This window comes from Mesorhizobium sp. B2-4-19 (genome assembly GCF_006441315.1).
GTDB lineage: Bacteria > Pseudomonadota > Alphaproteobacteria > Rhizobiales > Rhizobiaceae > Mesorhizobium.
The window spans coordinates 231,534-248,327 of the sequence record NZ_VFUV01000003.1 but is presented as its reverse complement, the minus strand read 5'-3'; the positions used below and the strand labels follow the sequence as shown (position 1 = coordinate 248,327).

Here is a 16,794-nt window from a genome sequence, read left to right as displayed (position 1 = left end):
CGTCGGTACTTTACTCTGTTGGGGCAGGGGGTATTGGCGAGCAATGTTTGCCTGGGTCGTAAGATTGCCGAGGCCCGGCCCCTGTCAGAGGATCGATTGCGGATGTTTGGTTCGGAGTTAGGCGAACGTCGAACCGTTGATCCACAACCGGTTCGCCGGGGTTGGAGTCCCTCCGGTCCCAACATTGTTTTTGATTTTGTCTTTGAAATTTGCCCGCGAGGGATCGCCCGAAACTGGACAGCAGGGCAGCCCTCGAAACACTTCTGGCTGAGCGTTGCATGATATGTACCGCCGGGATGGAGGAAGTCCTTGCCGCTGCGGAGATCGGACATTGGGAATCGATCGGCCACATAAGGCGCGCCCACATCTCGATGAGCTTTCGTCGCATGATGCGCCATACCGGTGAGGCTACCGATTTCGACCGCGGCATGTGATCCGCGCACTGGTCAGCGATCGATCTCGCCGAACACGATATCAAGGGATCCGATGATTGCGGCGACATCGGCGATCATGTGACCCCTGGATAGAAAATCCATCGCCTGCAGATGGGCAAAGGACGGCGCGCGTATCTTGCATCGATAGGGAACATTGCTTCCGTTCGAAACCAGATAGACGCCAAATTCCCCTTTCGGCGCTTCGACGGCGGCGTAGACTTCTCCGGCCGGCACACGATGGCCTTCGGTATAAAGTTTGAAATGCTGGATCGTCGCTTCCATGGATCGTTTCATCTTGGCGCGCGGTGGCGGTGTGATCTTCTGGTTCGGAATTGCCACAGGCCCTTGGCCTTCCAGTGAGCCCAGCTTTTCCAGGCATTGCTTCATAATCCGGACCGACTGGCGCATTTCCTCCATGCGAACTAGGTACCGATCGTAACAGTCTCCGTTCTTGCCGACGGGAATGTCGAAATCCATCTCGGGATAGCATTCGTATGGCTGTGCCTTGCGCAGGTCCCATGGCGCCCCAGATCCACGTATCATCACGCCGGAGAACCCCCATGCCCAGGCGTCATCGAGCCCAACCGCGCCAATATCGACATTGCGTTGCTTGAAAATCCGGTTGTTGGTGAGCAGGCCGTCAAGATTGTCGCAGACCTTGAGGAACGGGTCGCAGAAATCCCAGATGTCGTCCAGAAGCTCGGCAGGCAGGTCTTGGTGCACGCCTCCAATCCTGAAATAATTCGCGTGCATCCGGGCGCCCGAGGCGCGCTCGTAGAAGACCATCAACTTCTCACGCTCTGCGAAACCCCAGAGCGGCGGGGTCAATGCGCCGATGTCCATGGCCTGGGTCGTAACGTTGAGGAGATGCGACAGAAGGCGGCCGATTTCGCAAAACAGGACGCGGATAAGTTGCCCACGCCTCGGCACCGATATTTGGAGCAATTTCTCGGCGGCGAGGCAGAAGGCATGCTCCTGATTCATCGGCGCGACGTAGTCTAGCCGGTCGAAATAGGGCAGGGCCTGCAGATAATTCTTGTGCTCTATGAGCTTTTCCGTGCCGCGATGGAGCAAGCCGATATGCGGATCGGCACGGTCGACGATCTCGCCATCCAGTTCCAGTACCAATCGCAGAACCCCGTGGGCCGACGGATGCTGCGGTCCGAAATTGATGGTGAAGTTGCGAACAGCGGCTTCGGCCATGGCGGACTCGGCGATATCTGCGTTTGTGTGCTTGACTGCGCGGCTTTATGGTTCGGGATGCCGATCAAGTTGTCGTCTGGATGATCAACGTCAGGGTACCATCACCATCGATGTTGGCGGCCACGACCTGTGAAGAGTTGAGCCCGTTCGCCCTTAGCGCCAATGTAGCCTGAGGCGATGCATCGATAGATTTTTGCAGCCGCAGCAGATCTTCCGCACTGGTCTGGGTAATCACGGCTTCCGCCTGCGCTTTGATTTCCGCAGGCAGCTCCTCGACAGCGACAATGGCAATATCGGTGAAATTCTGATCGGGAGAGCCTTGATCAGGTGGCGTCTGTTCCGTTTGCGCTTCGCCCTGTGGTGTCATATGGGGGAGCTGTGGGCTGATGGTTTGCCCGTAGATGGGCTGCGTGATGACCGCCCCGGAAAGTGCGATAACTATCGTCAAGATCCGCATGGTCGCTCCTTCATCCTCTCAAGGGACATTTGAAGAAACCCTCATACTGAGCGATGGTTCCGTAGGGCTGGCCACAGCGGGCGATTACGTCCCAACCCCAACCGTCGAGATGCCCAAACTAAGGTCCGAATTGCGTCATCCTGCTGTTGTCTCCTACCAGGTAGGCGTTTCCGTACGGGATCGTACAATCAATTGATCTGCGTCGTGGACAGGGTCAGGATAACGCCGAGGATGACCATGGGAGGAGCTGCATGAGCATCGCCAGATGGGCAACAAGACCTGTCGGTAGCGCTAGGGAGTTTCTGGCATTAGAGCTTCGAAATGCGCGATATGGCGATATCGTCTCGGTCAAAGCAGCGATAGAGGCTGCTCGCAAGGACGCGCCTTATTTGCAAGATACGGATGATGAGTTGACGAAAAAGATCGTCGATCTGGCAAGGGAACTGGGGCTGGCTGTCCTTTTTGACTCTCGCGATTGATCGATGGCCGAAGGAGTTAATATCGGTCGACGCCGCTTGGTACTGGCTGAGGAATTCATGTTTACAGACGACGTTGCGGTGAAGCGCCTGAAAATCCTGGTCGAGCAATATGTCGAGACACGCAAGAAACGCCACGATGTAGTCTCCGCCGCCAAGGCCAGCGCCGCAATTCGAGAGGTGATGCCAAGTTGCCCGCTCTCGGGAAAAGCTTTCGACGATCTGATCGCGGCTTGTGCCATCGAGCATGGCCTTGGTGTGCTCTTCGACAACCCGAGCACGACAGGCACCGAATCCTGAGGCTGAGGGCCTGGCCAGATTGTTGCAAATCCACTTGGCATGCTTCCGGCGCCACCATTGCGCCGGCTTTACGATGAGCAGGAGTTGAGTCCGCTATGCCCAGGTATTTTTTCTGCCTTCGAGATGAGAATGGAAACCTGCAGGAGGATCCCGAGGGTCAAGAGTTTTCTGATCTCGCGGGCGCCGAGGAAAACGCGATGGTCTCGGCGAAAGAAATCCTCGCCGAAGAACTGCTGCGCGGCAAGCCGGTGCGTACGGGATTGGCGTTCGAGATTCTTGACGAAAACCATAAGCTGGTGCTGCGCTTCCCATTTGCCTTCGCGGCCGAAAGGTCCGGAACATCCCTTAATCTCGAATTGCTAACCTTTGCGCTGATCGCTTGCGCAAATATACCGGGCAAGCCTTGACTACGGCTACTATCCTTCTGCCTTGAAGTTCCTGACTTCCTTCTCGACCTTGGGCTATCCTTGCCGTGCTTTCGCACGAGCTCCTTGGCCTGTTTGGGTGAGACGTCGGTCGTCTCCGCCAGGCGCAGTGCCTTCTTATCCTCGCTCTCGGTCTTCTGCTTCTTGGCCGTCATGGTTTTTGACTCCGTTGAAGCCTGTTCGGATCGATTTTGCCGATCGGATAGGCGGGGAGCGGCCAGGCGCGGCCGGCTCCCGGTCAAGATGGAGTCATGCGTCGTGGTGTTCAGGCATTTTCTTGAGTTGGTCCTTTGTCCAGTTCGTCACCGCGTGCACATCGCCGTCCTCGTCACGCATGAAATCCAACTGGCTCGCGGGCACGGCCACCGGCTTGGCGCCAATGCCGAGAAAACCACCAACATCAATGACGACCTGACTGGCGGCCCCGGAACCGTGGACGTGCGAAACAGTGCCGACCTTGTTGTCGTCGGCATCGTATATCGTGGCGTCTGCCAGAATGTCCGGCGTCAATTCGGTGCTCGTGAGGCGTGCATGATTGGCGTGATCCATTGTTCGAAACTCCTGTTGGGTGGAATGTTTGAACCTCCCAGCGACGCAATCGTTCCGTACGGTTTCAGGCGCCCGACAAGACCAGCTGAAATTCGGCCTCGGCCTGAATTGACTCGCAACATTCTGTACGAAAGCGTACATAGATAAATCGTCGGCAGCACGGTCCGGGCGCCGACGCTTGGGAGCGACCATCGCACTCCTGCCCGTCACGAGGCATAGTGTGTCATGTCGAAGAACCCCGAACGGCTTAGTCCAGCACAAGAGATGGTTCGCGCAATTGCGCGCGAATCCGGCGCCACGGAACAACAGATACGCGAAATAATATCGCTGATCGGGTTTGATCGTGCCTCCATCCTGCGGGAAGCGCGTCTCCTGGCGAAAGATGGATAGCCACCGAAGCGTTCGATTGTTCTACAGCAGTCAATGTCGGTTTCATACCAACACGCTGACCCGCCTAGTGCTGCGCCGGCCACAGTCTATGGTTCGGCACCGTCCGCTCGTTCGACGGACGCGGCCGGCTAAGAGATCCCAGTGCTCTTGCCAAAGGGGAGAGCGTCTCGTGGATCATCAGATCCTGCAAGCCAAGAGCGAATTGCTGCGCCGCATGAGCGCGGATGACTTCGCGCGGCTGAAGCCCCATCTGCGAAGCGTCTTCCTAGAACTGCGCGCGCCGCTCGAGACCGCGGGGCAACCGATCGAAGCCGTCTATTTTCTTGAAAGCGGGCTGGCATCGGTGGTGGCCAAGACCTCCGCAAAAGGCGAGGCCGAAGTGGGGATCATCGGCTTCGAAGGCATGACCGGCTCGGCCTTGGTCATGGGGGACGACCAGGCGAACTTTGATTGCTATGTCCAGTCGACCTGCGAAGCGCTGAGGATAGCCGCCGCCCCCTTCGTCGAGGCGTTGGCAGGCAGCTCTACCTTGCGGCCGTTCCTACTGCGCTACGTCCAGTATTTTCACATTCAGGCCAGCTACACGGCATCGATCAATGCGCGGCAAAACCTCGAAGTCCGGCTGGCGAGGTGGCTTCTGATGTGCAGCGACCGAACTGTCGGTGACAGGCTCCTGATAACCCACGAGTTCCTATCCATCATGCTCGGCGTCAGGCGCCCCGGCGTGACTGTGGGACTGCAAGTGATCGAGGGCTACGGCTATATCCGTGCCCGTCGCGGAGAGATCACGATCCGCGATCGCGATGGGCTGCTTACGCTGGCGCGAGACTGCTACGGATCACCCGAAGCCCAATATCGCCGGCTGGTCGGAGACCTCGGTTCAAAGAACCCCGCAAGGCAGGACCGGCCCATCGTCTGAGCGTTGGGATAGGTGCGTCCGCAGCCGGGGTGCATAGCGGCAAGTGGCCGACGCGATCATGCCGGTGAGACATCATTGCCTAGGCCCGCGCCGGCCACCGCGGCAAATTGGGGTTATGCCGCCCTTGCTAATTTAATCCTCGCCAAATGACCGGCAACAAAGGTTCACCGTTTGGTAAAAACCGTACGGAGCCTTTGACATCTCAAGGTCGCTCGAATGCTGGTCGACTTGCAAGACGCAGGCAAGGCCATGGAGCATACCTTGCCATATCCGCTCGGCGTTTTCTGGAGCAGCAACGGTCTGCGTCAACGTGAGGAGACACCCTTCCGCCCGGGTGAGGTTCAATCTGAACTGCAATTGTCTTGTTCGCCGGACTGACGAAGAACCAGCGGCGGACGATTTCCGGGTCGATCCACGCGGCACACACGGCCTCTCTTGAATGATTGAAAGGACGACGTGTTCGCAGAAAAACAGAATTGTCGACTTGCGATCGCGGACTGCTGAAAACTGCCATCATAGGCTGTCTCGCGCAACACGATCAGTCGTGCAGCTCCTCGTCCCGACAAAGAAAGGAACAAAAAATATCTGCCGGAATTGAGACTGATGGATCGGAGGATCGAGTTATGGACAGCAGAGAAGAGCGCATCAAACGGCGAGCCTACGAAATCTGGGAGCGGGAAGGCCGTCCAACTGGCCGAGAGCAGGAACACTGGGACCAAGCAGTGCAGGAAATAGAGGCGGAAGGCCCGGAGGCCGAGCGTGGAACGGCCGCTCCCGTGGTTGGAGTGGGCTCGAAAAGCACCAGCGGTTGAAGACACAGCTAAGCAACCAAATACGCCGGAGCTTCGTTTGTCGATATCAACCAGAGGAGGCCTCGACAATGAGAACCTTGTCATTGCTGATCTTGGCCACTGGTCTCGCGCTTGCTGCCTGCGACAACAGCACCGAGCCGACGAAAGCCAACACCGACACGGTCAACAAGAACCCGCAGGTCGACAAGGACGCTAGGCCCAAGTCCACGACTGGCGGTGACCAGCCAGCTACCGCGCCTCCGAGCAAATGACCTGCGATCTCACAACCCCCTGTTGGCCAGGAGAAAAGATATGCAAACTTCAGTCCCGACAGCGACACGCCATCAGGGCCAACTGGCCATAGAGCCGTTTGCCGGCACGGTGACGGTACGATTTTCCGACGCCATAGTCGCAGCCACCGGCCGAGCCAAGGTGCTGCGGGAAGAGGGAGAGGAGCCCGTCTTCTACATCCCTTTCGAAGATATCTATTTCGATCTTTTCGAAAAGACCAACACTACGAAGGAAAGCCCGTTGAAAGGTACCGCCAGCTACTGGCGCGTCCATGCCGTGGGAAGCTCGGCCGACGACTTCATGTGGACATATGAAACTCCCGACACGGCGGCGAGGGCAATTGCGGGTCACGGCGCGTTCGATCCGGAAAAGGCGCGCATTGATATCGAGCCGTCGGAAGACAAGCGGCACACGCCCCATGTGACGAAATAGACCGCTGACGGGGATCAGCGGCGCGGGAATTCCTTGTCGAGGATGCGCAGTCCCTCTTCGTATCTGGCCGCCGATGCCCCGATCTGCTGCAACTGCCAGATATTGTCTTCCAGATCCGCACGCTTTACTGGCAGCGCCAGCGAGTTCGATGCAACTCGTCGTACGAGGGCGAAATAATCCTCGCCGTCCCTGCGCGACATGGCATCGACAGCCGAAGCAATCGCCGGGCCAAAACCAGCCTCTTCCAACTTCGCCCGGTTCCAACCTTCGCCCTTTTCAGCACGTCATGGAGATAGGCGATGTCCTTCTGATCCATCGTTTCTTGCCGCGCCTGCTCCGCCGAGAATACAGGCCCATCGTCACTGTTCTTGTCATGCCGATCATCGCTCATGATCGTTTCCCTTCGGGCTTTCGAAAGACGACCATCGCCCGGCAGGTGAAGTTCCTGATGCGTCGATGCGACCAACAAAAACCGATCACAGGCACGTGAGGAGGGAACTTTGATCTTTGCGGTTGGTTGGGTCCGCTTGAGACCCAGCCAGCCCGGAGCCAGCCATGTCCGAAGCCAAAATAGCCAGTGGCCTAAGCAGACGCATGTTCATGACGGCCTCTGTTTCGGCGGTAGCGGCAATGCCGCTTGTCAATTCCTCGAAGAGCGCTGACCAGCCAACGTCCGCCAAACTGGCCGAACCGCGTGACTTGTCGGCGGTTTCAATGCGTATCAACAAACAGCCCTACACCCTCGCACTCGACAATCGCACCAGCCTGCTTGACGCTCTGCGCGACCATGTTGGCCTGACCGGCACAAAAAAAGGTTGCGACCACGGGCAGTGCGGTGCGTGCACCGTTCTTGTCGACGGAAAACGGGTGCTCTCGTGCCTGAGTTTCGCCGTCATGAACCAGGGCCGCGAGATCACCACGGTGGAAGGCCTAGTTTCGACCGACGGCGAACTGCATCCCGTCCAGCAGGCGTTTGTCGACCACGATGCCTTTCAATGCGGCTATTGCACACCGGGCCAGATCATGTCCGCCATCGGCTGCATCAATGAAGGCCACGCTGGGTCGGAAGATGACATCCGCGAATATATGAGTGGCAATCTGTGCCGCTGTGCGGCCTATCCCAACATCGTTGCGGCGATCATCCAGGCCCGCGATGAGATCAGGAGGGCCTAGCATGCGCCCCTTCGTCTACGAGAGACCAACCAGCGTCTCCGCGGCGGTCGCCATGGCGTCCCACACCGGCGCCGAACATACTCCGCCGACCGGTGCCAACACGCAGTTTATCGCCGGTGGCACCAATCTGGCCGACTACATGAAGCTCGGTGTCGCGCAACCGGAACGATTGATCGATCTCAACACTCTCGCCGAACCCGCCTTGCGACAGATCAGGCTAGAGGGTGATGCCATTCGCTTCGGGGCGTTGGTTCGCATGAGTGAAGCAGCCGACAACCGCGATGTCAGACGTCGTTGTCCACTCCTGGCCGAAAGTCTGAAATTCGCCGCCAGCGGCCAGCTTCGCAACATGGCGAGCCTCGGAGGCAATGTGCTGCAGCGGACGCGCTGCGAGTATTTCCGTGAAACCTCCTGGCCATGCAACAAACGTGAGCCAGGCTCCGGCTGTGCTGCGATGGAAGGGTTCAACCGCCAGCACGCCGTTCTCGGCACCAGCGATGCCTGCATCGCCACCTATCATGGCGATTTCGCGCAAGCCCTGATTGCGCTCGGCGCGACCGTCGACATCGAAGGCCAGCAGGGGAGGCGCACGCTTGCCTTCGCCAAGCTGCATCGGCGGCCGGGCGAAACGCCGAACATCGAAACTGATCTCGCAGCCGACGAACTCATCACTGCCATCGAAGTGCCGCTCGCGCCGTGGAGCAGCCGGTCGCGCTATTTGAAGATACGCGATCGCGAATCCTACGCGTTTGCGCTGGCGTCCGCGGCTGTCGCGCTCGATATGGACGGCGAGACGGTCAGGAGTGCCCGCATCGCTCTCGGCGGCGTAGCGACCGTGCCGTGGCGGGCGAGCGCGGCGGAGGATACGCTCAAGGGCAAGGTGCTTGACGAGCCAGCGGCACAGCGGGCCGCCGACGTCGCTTTCACCGATGCCAGGCCGCGCGAACACAATGCGTTCAAGATACCGCTCGGCAAGCGCACGCTGGTGCGGGCGTTGCTCGAAACCCGTGACATGAAGGTCTGAGCCATGAATCAAGCCGCACCAACTCCCAAAGACAATCAGGGCGATCCTATTGTTCGGATCGACGCCCGGCTGAAGGTTACCGGTCAGGCCAGTTATCCTGCAGACATCGCCACGGCCAACGTTGCCTATGGCGCCCTTGCCACCAGCAGCATTGCTCGGGGCAAGGTCTCCCAAATCCATATACAAGACGCCAAGGCGGTACCTGGTGTGCTTGATGTTGTGACCTATGGCGACATGGATAAGACCGACGCACCGAAGTTTGGCAATACTGGCGCAAGTTCAATCGGGCCGTTGCATGATAAGTCGATTTTCCACGACGGCCAGATCATCGCTCTGGTCGTTGCCGAGACTTTTGAGGCGGCGGAAGAAGCCGCGGCGTTGATCCGCGCCGATTATGAGGACGAACTACCCAGCGCCACTTTCGATTCACAAGGCGTGAAAGTGGAGCCGGCGGCGGGTAAAAGCCCGATGCTAAAGGAAGATGCGAAGGCTGGCGACTTCAATGCCGCTTGGGCAAATGCGGCGGTGAAGATCGACGAAAAATACTCGACCCCGACCCAGCATCACAATCCGATCGAATTGTTCTCAACCACCGCGATTTGGCAGGGCGATCAACTGACGATCCATGAGCCATCCCAGAACGTGACCGGCTGGAAAGTAGAACTGGCACGCCAACTAAAGCTAGATCCAGCCAACGTGCGGATTATCAGTCCCTACATTGGCGGCGCCTTCGGCTCTAAGGGACCGATGACGGCACGCACGGCCATCGTTGCGGTTGCGGCGCGTCGCATTGGCAGGCCAGTTCGCTGCGTCGTCAGCCGTATGCAGGCCTTTGGCACGCAGACCTATCGCGCTGAAACGCGGCATCGAATCCGCATGGGCGCCGACAAGGACGGCCGGATCACGGCGTTCGGACATGAGGGCTGGGAGGTGACATCCCGCCCTGACTCTTATGTCGTCGGCGGCACGTCCGCCACTGCACGCATGTACAATTACGGGTCTGTCCTGACGCATGTTTCGCTGGTCCACGCCGATCGCAACACGCCTGGATACATGCGGTCACCACCAGAAACGCCTTACGTCTATGCGCTGGAAAACGCCATGGACGAGATGGCGGCAGCACTCGGCATGGATCCGGTGGAGTTCCGGCGCATCAATGAACCGCAGAAGGAAGTGATCGGCGGCAAGCCGTTTTCCAGCCGCTCGCTCATCAAATGCTACGATCAGGCGGCAGCGACCTTTGGCTGGTCGAAGCGCGATCCCAAGGTCGGGTCGATGCGTGAAGGCGATTGGCTGGTCGGCATGGGGTGCGCGACGGCGATCTATCCGACCGCCGCCGCACCCTGCGCGGCCAGGATCCGTCTCACCGTCGACGGCGACGTTCGGGTCCAATGCGGTTCGCATGAAATCGGCACCGGTGTCCGCACCATCGCAGCACAGATGGCGGCCGAAAGGCTGGGGGTCGGCATGGACAAGATCAGCGTTGAGATGGGCGACAGCGCCTTGCCGCCGGCACCGGTGTCGGGCGGCTCGATTTCGACGGCCAGTGTTTGCTCGGCGGTGATGAAGGCCTGCGATGCCGTGCGCGAGAAGCTGTTCGCGGCTGCGGCGGGCAACGATGGTCCTCTTGCCGGTTCGGGCAATGCGAAACTGAATATGGCGGATGGGAAAGTTGTCACGGAGACCGGCAAATCCGCAAAGCTGGCCGATGTCTTCAAGACCATGCAGGTCGGCGCCATCGAGGAATATGCCGAGTTTGCCCCCAAGGGTTCTTCGCCAGAGGCATTGAGCAAGCTCTATGCTGGACAACCTGAGTTTCATGGTGGGGAAGGCGACAAGGATTCAGTCAAATATGCCTTTGGCGCCGAGTTCGCGGAAGTGCGCATCAACCGCTACACCCGTGAAGTCAGGGTGCCGCGCGTCGTCGGTGCCTTCGCGGCCGGGCGCATCATGAACACACGCACCGCGCGCAGCCAATTGATGGGTGGTATGATCTGGGGCATCGGCCAGGCTTTGCACGAGGCCACGGAAATCGATCGGCGGCACGCGCGCTACGTCAACCGCGACCTGCAAGACTATCTGGTGCCGGTCAACGCGGACATCAAACAGGTTGATGTGATCCTCGTCCCGGAAGTCGATCGCGAGGTCAATCCGGCCGGCGTCAAGGGGCTGGGCGAACTCGGCAACGTTGGAACAGCCGCCGCCGTGGCAAGTGCGGTCTACCATGCTACCGGCAAGCGTATCCGCAACCTGCCGATCAGGATCGACGATTTGATGGACTGACGATTTGAGGCATTGGACTGAAAGTGAAACTCGTAACCCATAAGAAATTCAAAAACGGCAGGTTGATGCCGTGGGGAAAAGGCACGGTCGTTACCGGAGCAAAGGATTTGTCTACCTTTGTGGAAACACGCAACCGCAGACGATTATGATCCAACCGGAAAGAAGGGAGGCGGCTTCACTGGCGATGCAGCGGCACAGTGGCGCGCCATTCTGACGAAGATCAAATCAGATCTGGAGGCTTCAGAAGAATGTTGGCTGGGGAACCTGGATTCGAACCAGGACTAACGGAGTCAGAGTCCGTGGGTCTACCGTTAACCTATTCCCCAGCAGGCGCGGTATCAACCGCGTGGGCCGAACGGCTGAGCCGCTTGAGCGCTGCCTTGTAGCCGCCAGCGGAAAATAGTCAAGCCTGCTCTGTGGTTCAATCGCTACGTTTTGACAGCTGGTTTCATATGCCGGGGTTCATGTGTACGGGCGCGGGCACAAAATCCAATCCGCGCCTCAGCTCTCTGTCCGGCTGAACTGCGAACGCTCGAAGAACAGCACCACGCCCAGGCCCAGAATCAGCGGGATGATCAGGTAAAACAGCCGGAACACCAACAGCGCCGCCAGCACGCCGACCGGCTCCATGTCGGAAAGCCCGGTGAGGAAGACCACCTCGAACACGCCGAGTCCGCCCGGCGCATGCGAGATCTGGGCGACCGAGAAGGAGACGAGGAAGACGCCGAGCACGACGAAATAGCCGGGATTGTGCACCTCGGGCAGGGCGAAGAAGATGATCGCCGCGGCGGCAATCAGTTCGATCGGGCCGATCAGCAATTGCCTGGCGACGATCGGCAGTGCCGGATAGTGCAGCTGGAAGCCGGCGATCTTCAGCGGGCGCAGATGCAGCCAGCTGCCGAAGATGTAGGCGGCGACGAGGAGCAGCATTGCGATGCCCGCCGCTTCCGACAGGCCATGATGGGCGATGCCCGAGAACCGATCGATGATCTGAGGCTCGAAGACCAGCACGAGGCCGGAGGCGAGAATCGTCGACAGCACAAAGGTGATCCAGCAGATCGCCACCAGCACGCCGATATCCTGGCCGGTCAGGCCTCTTGTGCCATAGGCGCGGTAGCGGATGACGGCGCCCGAAAACACCGATCCGCCGATATTGTGCGACAGCGCATAGGTGGTGAAGGAGCAGAGCGTTACGAACAGCCACGACACACGCTTGCCGATATGCAGCAGTGCGATGTGGTCGTAGCCGGCGAGCGCGGCATAGGCGATGACGGAACTCAGCGCCGCCAGCACCCAGCCGCGGGTTGGGATGGCGGCGAGCCCATCCCAGACATCGTCGAGCGAAATACCGCGCAGTTCATGCCAGAGCAGCAGCAGCGAGAAGATCACCGCGGCGATGCCGACGACCGGCCAGAAATAGCGTTTCCAGTTCATTGCCTGACCGCCATGCGCTGCGTGCCCGCTTCCTTTTCGCTTGATGGTGGGAGGCCGGCTGCCCGGTGACTTCCATTCATTTCAGAAATGCCTCATTGAAGCCGGCTATTCAACCGCGAACACTTGTCGCGCCGGCCGCCGGCAAGATCTGCCCGGCGCGAACGGCACGCGATAAGACATCGGCTTCGGCCGGCGTTGTCCTCGCCGGCATCCGCGCTACCAATCCAGCCTTGCCGCTACATTACGCGGTAGCGTAAAAAGGCGGTCCGCGCCGAGCCGGCAAAATTCGGCATGCGGCTCTTGGTGATCGGCCACGGCACTGTTAGTCTGACGGCAACTTGAAACATGCCAAAGCGCCCGCTGCGTCCTTCACCGGTTCGCGCGGCGCCGGAAGGAACGACAGTGGAAGACCGCGACACCGGCGCAGGCGCGTCGGAGGTGGGCGCGTCCAGCGCTTCCCCAGGGCTATCGGGCTCGGGGACAGCCGGTTGGCAGCAACGCCGCCCGACGGAGCCGCACTCCGTCGGTGGGCAGGCGGGTGACGCGACCCATCACCAGAAGGGCAAGCCCAAGAAGCGGCGCAAGCGAAGGCGCGGGCGCAAGGTTTTTGCGCGCGACGAAACGCAGGGCAATCGATCGCCGGTGCCAGCCTTGGAAGCGAAGCAGCCGACGGCGCCAGCAGTCTCCCCCACCGCTCCCGCGCCACGCCCCGAACAGGGCACGCGCCGGCCACCGGTGCATGAGCTGCCGGTCTTCGCGGCCCTCGACCTCGGCACCAACAATTGCCGACTGCTGGTCGCCGTTCCCACACGGCATGGCCAGTTCCGCGTCATCGACGCCTTCTCACGCATCGTCAGGCTGGGCGAGGGGCTCACCGCCAATGGCCGCCTCGGCCAGCCGGCGATGGATCGCGCCGTCGAGGCGCTGAAGATCTGCGGCGACAAATTGCGCAGCCGCAAGATCAGGAAGGCCAGGCTGATTGCCACCGAAGCCTGCCGCTCGGCCGAGAACGGCGTCGAATTTCTCGAACGCGTCGAGCGCGAGGCCGGCCTGAAGCTCGAGATCATCGACCGCCAGACCGAGGCGCGGCTGGCGGTTTCCGGCTGCGGCTCGCTGGTCGAGCGCGACACGCAGGGTGTCGTGCTGTTCGACATCGGCGGCGGCTCTTCGGAGATCGCGCTGATCGATCTCACCGGTCGCCGTTCGCCGCGGCTCGCCAATCATATCGTCTCGTGGACATCGCTGCCGGTTGGCGTCGTCTCACTGGCCGAGCGCTTTGGCGGCCGTACCGTGACGCGCGAGATCTTCGACGCCATGGTCGACGACGTCGCCGGCCGTTTGGCGAGCTTCGACGGGCGCGACCGGCTGAGCCACCTCAAGGCCAGCCCGAATTTTCATCTGCTGGGCACGTCCGGCACGGTGACGACGCTGGCCGGCGTTCACCTCGATCTCGAGCGTTACGACCGTCGTCGGGTCGACGGGCTGTGGATGGACCGCGACAGCGTCGACCGCATGGTGGAGCGGCTGGTCGGCTGGGATTTCCAGCAGCGCTGCGCCAACCCTTGCATTGGCGCCGACCGCGCCGATCTGGTGCTGGCCGGCTGTGCCATCCTCGAAGCGATCCGCGCCGTCTGGCCCTCGGAGCGGCTGCGCGTCGCCGACCGCGGCCTGCGCGAAGGCATATTGAGCGAGCTGATGGCCGATGACGGCGTCTGGCGCAACGATGGGCGTGGCCGATAATGACCAAGAAACCGGAAAACCCAGGATCGGCCGGCATTCGCGTGCTGAAGACGCGGATCAAGAAAAAGAGCGGCCTGAAGGAATCGTCGCGACGCTGGCTGCAGCGCCACATCAACGATCCCTATGTCCAGCGCTCGAAGGCTGACGGCTATCGCTCGCGCGCGGCCTACAAGCTGATCGAGATCGACGACAAGCACCATTTGCTGAAGCCCGGCATGAAGGTGATCGACCTCGGTGCCGCCCCCGGCGGCTGGTGCCAGGTCGCGGCCGCGCGCACGAAATCGACGGCGGAAAATCCGCATGTCGTCGGCATCGACTATCTGGAAATGGATGCCGTGCCCGGCGCACCGGTGCTTTTGATGGATTTCCTGGATGCGGATGCGCCGCGCAAGCTCGCCGAGGCGTTGGGTGGGAGCCCGGATGTCGTGCTGTCCGACATGGCGGCACCAACCACCGGCCACAAACGCACCGACCACATCCGCACCATGCATCTGTGCGAAGTGGCGGCCGATTTCGCGCTGTCCGTCCTGAAGCCGGGCGGCCATTTCCTCGCAAAGACTTTTCAGGGCGGCGCCGAGAACGAACTGCTGTCCATGCTCAAGAAGAATTTCCGCTCCGTCCACCACGTCAAGCCGCCGGCCTCGCGCGATGAATCGGTCGAGCTTTATCTGTTGGCAAAGGACTTCAAAGGGCGAGAGTCCGTTCCGCCATCAGGCGGATCGGAACGTCCAGTGGACGTTCCGAAGGACTCGAGCGCCCGGAGCCATAGCGAAGGGCCGGGGGACGCTGACCGCTGAGCCGGCCTTCACTCGCCCGGCGATCTCGCCGGTTCCAGCGTCTTGGGCGTCGTCAGCCGGCCATGGCCGGAGACGGCATTGCCGGCATCGGGCGCCAGCCGCATGAACGACAGCGACGCCGCCGCCGATACGGCCGCCACGATGAAGAAGGCGATGTGGAAATCGCCCAGCGTCAACGGGCCGCCATGGATCGAGGTCGAGACTTCCAGGATGCCGCCGGCCAGCGCCACGCCAAGGGCGATCGACAACTGCTGGAACACCGCCGTGATCGGCGTTGCCTTGCTGGTGTCTTCGGCCGACACTTCGGCATAGGAGAGCGCGTTGACGCCGGTGAAAAACATCGAGCGGATGAAGCCGCCGACCAGCAATATGGCCAGCATCAGTATGTAGGGCGTTTCCGGGGTGAAGAGGCCGTAGATGGCGATCGATGCGGCGGCGACCAGCGAGCCGACGATCAGCACGCGGCGGAAGCCGGCGAGGCGAAAAATCAGCGCGGTGACGAATTTCATGCCGATGGCGCCGACCGCCGAGACAAAGGTGATCATGCCGGACTGGAACGGCGTCAGCCCGAAACCGATCTGGAACATCAGCGGCAGCAGGAACGGAACTGCTCCGATGCCGATGCGAAACAGCGAGCCGCCAAGCACCGATGAGCGGAACACCTGGTTACGGAACAGTTCGAGCGCCAGCAGTGGATTTCTGGCGCGCCGCGCATGCATGAGGTAGAGCGCGCCCGACAGCAGCCCGACCCCCACGGTGATGAAGCCGGTCGCCGGCGGCAGATAGGGCAGGCTGACCACCGACAGGCCGAACACGACGCCGGATGCCGCAAGCCCGCTCAGCACGAAGCCGAAGAAATCGAGCGGCGGCGTCTCCATCGATTCGGTTTCCGGCAGGAAGCGCGTCGCCAGCCAGATGCCGACCAGGCCGATCGGCACATTGATCAGGAAGATCCAGTGCCAGGTGAAGTAGGTGGTGATGAAGCCGCCGATCGGCGGGCCGACCAGCGGTCCGACCAAGGCGGGAACGGTCAGCCACGACATGGCGGCGACCAGGTCGCTCTTGGGCGTGGCCCGCACCAGCACCAGGCGCCCGACCGGCGTCATCATGGCGCCGCCAATGCCTTGCAGGAACCGCGACACCACGAAGGCCGGCAGCGAGCCGGAGAAGGCGCAGGCGACCGAACCGACGATAAACACCGCAATCGCGGCGCGAAAAATGTTCTTGGCGCCGAAGCGGTCGGCCATCCAGCCGCTGATGGGAATGAAGATCGCCAGCGACACCAGATAGGCGGTCAGCGCCAGTTTGAGCGCGATCGGGCTGGTGTGGATGTCGATGGCGATCGCCGGCAGCGATGTCGCTATGACGGTCGAATCCATGTTTTCCATGAAAAGAGCGACCGCCAGGATCAGCGGAATGGTGCGATTCACGAGCGTGACCGTTTCAAATCTTCTCTTCGGTCGGGGGCGAACCGATACAGGGGCCGGTTATCATGGCTGGACACCGATGTCGTGTTAAATTGCTGTCACTTTTGTGCGACCGCAACCGTGGGTAGCGCAATCAAATGGTCGAAGACGCCGTTGTGCAATGCAACGATCGGCTTTTCATCCGCGCCGCGACGTGTTACCAGCCAGCGCCAATCCTGAAAGGGAAGATGAGAGTCGGCGCTGTCCATT

The 16,794-nt window shown here is 60.6% G+C and carries 20 protein-coding genes and 1 tRNA gene; 13 read left to right on the top strand and 8 right to left on the bottom strand.

Translation table 11 applies throughout. From position 1 onward, the window contains the following. Positions 1-278 precede the first annotated feature (278 nt). Entirely contained in the window at positions 279-434 is a 156-nt protein-coding gene (locus FJ546_RS07310; protein ID WP_246686774.1) for a hypothetical protein, read from the top strand. 12 nt (positions 435-446) lie between these two features. Here the strand turns inward: FJ546_RS07310 and FJ546_RS07305 are convergent, their stop codons facing one another. After that, complete coding sequence (locus tag FJ546_RS07305) at positions 447-1,637, bottom strand: NADH-quinone oxidoreductase subunit D (protein ID WP_140888709.1); 1,191 nt, start codon at positions 1,635-1,637, stop codon at positions 447-449. Positions 1,638-1,701: 64 nt separating this feature from the next. Continuing rightward, positions 1,702-2,094 carry a hypothetical protein gene (locus FJ546_RS07300; RefSeq protein ID WP_140888708.1) on the bottom strand — a complete coding sequence of 131 codons (393 nt, stop codon included), beginning with the start codon at positions 2,092-2,094 and terminating at the stop codon, positions 1,702-1,704. 251 nt (positions 2,095-2,345) lie between these two features. Here FJ546_RS07300 and FJ546_RS07295 point away from each other — a divergent pair, with 251 nt between their 5' ends. From FJ546_RS07295 to FJ546_RS07285, 3 genes are all read left to right on the top strand, one after another. Further along, the gene (locus FJ546_RS07295) at positions 2,346-2,573 is read left to right on the top strand and encodes a hypothetical protein (RefSeq protein ID WP_140888707.1); all 228 of its coding nucleotides are present in this window, start codon (positions 2,346-2,348) and stop codon (positions 2,571-2,573) included. A gap of 3 nt (positions 2,574-2,576) precedes the next feature. Next, the gene (locus FJ546_RS07290) at positions 2,577-2,870 is read left to right on the top strand and encodes a hypothetical protein (protein ID WP_246686773.1); all 294 of its coding nucleotides are present in this window, start codon (positions 2,577-2,579) and stop codon (positions 2,868-2,870) included. Between the two features lie 95 nt (positions 2,871-2,965). Next, a complete protein-coding gene (locus tag FJ546_RS07285; RefSeq protein ID WP_181167843.1) occupies positions 2,966-3,277 on the top strand; it encodes a hypothetical protein in 312 nt (103 codons plus the stop codon). A gap of 267 nt (positions 3,278-3,544) precedes the next feature. On the opposite strand, the gene FJ546_RS07275 is transcribed toward FJ546_RS07285, so the two are convergent. Continuing rightward, positions 3,545-3,844, bottom strand: a complete 300-nt coding sequence (locus FJ546_RS07275) for a PRC-barrel domain-containing protein (RefSeq protein WP_140888706.1) — start codon at positions 3,842-3,844, stop codon at positions 3,545-3,547. A gap of 559 nt (positions 3,845-4,403) precedes the next feature. Between FJ546_RS07275 and FJ546_RS07270 the strand changes: the two genes are divergently transcribed. The 4 genes from FJ546_RS07270 (at position 4,404) to FJ546_RS07255 (ending at position 6,667) form a co-directional block, all read left to right on the top strand. Beyond that, positions 4,404-5,153: a Crp/Fnr family transcriptional regulator gene (locus FJ546_RS07270; protein ID WP_140888705.1), complete on the top strand. Its 750-nt coding sequence runs from the start codon at positions 4,404-4,406 to the stop codon at positions 5,151-5,153. Between the two features lie 623 nt (positions 5,154-5,776). Further along, positions 5,777-5,965 carry a DUF2934 domain-containing protein gene (locus FJ546_RS07265; RefSeq protein ID WP_140888704.1) on the top strand — a complete coding sequence of 63 codons (189 nt, stop codon included), beginning with the start codon at positions 5,777-5,779 and terminating at the stop codon, positions 5,963-5,965. Positions 5,966-6,033: 68 nt separating this feature from the next. Further along, complete coding sequence (locus FJ546_RS07260) at positions 6,034-6,216, top strand: hypothetical protein (RefSeq protein ID WP_140888703.1); 183 nt, start codon at positions 6,034-6,036, stop codon at positions 6,214-6,216. Between the two features lie 40 nt (positions 6,217-6,256). Beyond that, positions 6,257-6,667: a DUF427 domain-containing protein gene (locus tag FJ546_RS07255; RefSeq protein ID WP_140888702.1), complete on the top strand. Its 411-nt coding sequence runs from the start codon at positions 6,257-6,259 to the stop codon at positions 6,665-6,667. A 14-nt stretch (positions 6,668-6,681) separates the two neighbouring features. Here the strand turns inward: FJ546_RS07255 and FJ546_RS07250 are convergent, their stop codons facing one another. Then, positions 6,682-6,915 (bottom strand): hypothetical protein, encoded by a 234-nt coding sequence (locus FJ546_RS07250; RefSeq protein ID WP_246686772.1) that lies wholly within the window; start codon positions 6,913-6,915, stop codon positions 6,682-6,684. Positions 6,916-7,222: 307 nt separating this feature from the next. Between FJ546_RS07250 and FJ546_RS07245 the strand changes: the two genes are divergently transcribed. From FJ546_RS07245 to FJ546_RS07235, 3 genes are read left to right on the top strand one after another with little or no spacing between them, the layout of a single operon-like run. Beyond that, positions 7,223-7,840 (top strand): (2Fe-2S)-binding protein, encoded by a 618-nt coding sequence (locus FJ546_RS07245; protein ID WP_140888701.1) that lies wholly within the window; start codon positions 7,223-7,225, stop codon positions 7,838-7,840. A 1-nt stretch (position 7,841) separates the two neighbouring features. After that, entirely contained in the window at positions 7,842-8,864 is a 1,023-nt protein-coding gene (locus FJ546_RS07240) for a xanthine dehydrogenase family protein subunit M (RefSeq protein WP_140888700.1), read from the top strand. A 3-nt stretch (positions 8,865-8,867) separates the two neighbouring features. After that, positions 8,868-11,147, top strand: a complete 2,280-nt coding sequence (locus FJ546_RS07235) for a xanthine dehydrogenase family protein molybdopterin-binding subunit (protein WP_140888699.1) — start codon at positions 8,868-8,870, stop codon at positions 11,145-11,147. 252 nt (positions 11,148-11,399) lie between these two features. Here FJ546_RS07235 and FJ546_RS07225 read toward each other — a convergent pair. Together FJ546_RS07225 and FJ546_RS07220 are read right to left on the bottom strand one after the other, a co-directional pair. Next, positions 11,400-11,473 (bottom strand) — tRNA-Gln (locus tag FJ546_RS07225). 175 nt (positions 11,474-11,648) lie between these two features. Continuing rightward, complete coding sequence (locus tag FJ546_RS07220) at positions 11,649-12,581, bottom strand: lysylphosphatidylglycerol synthase domain-containing protein (protein WP_140888698.1); 933 nt, start codon at positions 12,579-12,581, stop codon at positions 11,649-11,651. A gap of 402 nt (positions 12,582-12,983) precedes the next feature. Between FJ546_RS07220 and FJ546_RS07215 the strand changes: the two genes are divergently transcribed. Next, complete coding sequence (locus FJ546_RS07215) at positions 12,984-14,321, top strand: Ppx/GppA phosphatase family protein (RefSeq protein WP_140888697.1); 1,338 nt, start codon at positions 12,984-12,986, stop codon at positions 14,319-14,321. Beyond that, positions 14,321-15,118: an RlmE family RNA methyltransferase gene (locus FJ546_RS07210; RefSeq protein ID WP_140888696.1), complete on the top strand. Its 798-nt coding sequence runs from the start codon at positions 14,321-14,323 to the stop codon at positions 15,116-15,118. The genes FJ546_RS07215 and FJ546_RS07210 overlap by 1 nt, the downstream gene beginning before the upstream one ends. Positions 15,119-15,126: 8 nt before the next feature. Here the strand turns inward: FJ546_RS07210 and FJ546_RS07205 are convergent, their stop codons facing one another. After that, positions 15,127-16,548, bottom strand: a complete 1,422-nt coding sequence (locus tag FJ546_RS07205) for an MFS transporter (RefSeq protein ID WP_140888695.1) — start codon at positions 16,546-16,548, stop codon at positions 15,127-15,129. A 95-nt stretch (positions 16,549-16,643) separates the two neighbouring features. Next, positions 16,644-16,793 (bottom strand): hypothetical protein, encoded by a 150-nt coding sequence (locus FJ546_RS31115; RefSeq protein WP_181167842.1) that lies wholly within the window; start codon positions 16,791-16,793, stop codon positions 16,644-16,646. Position 16,794: the final 1 nt, after the last annotated feature.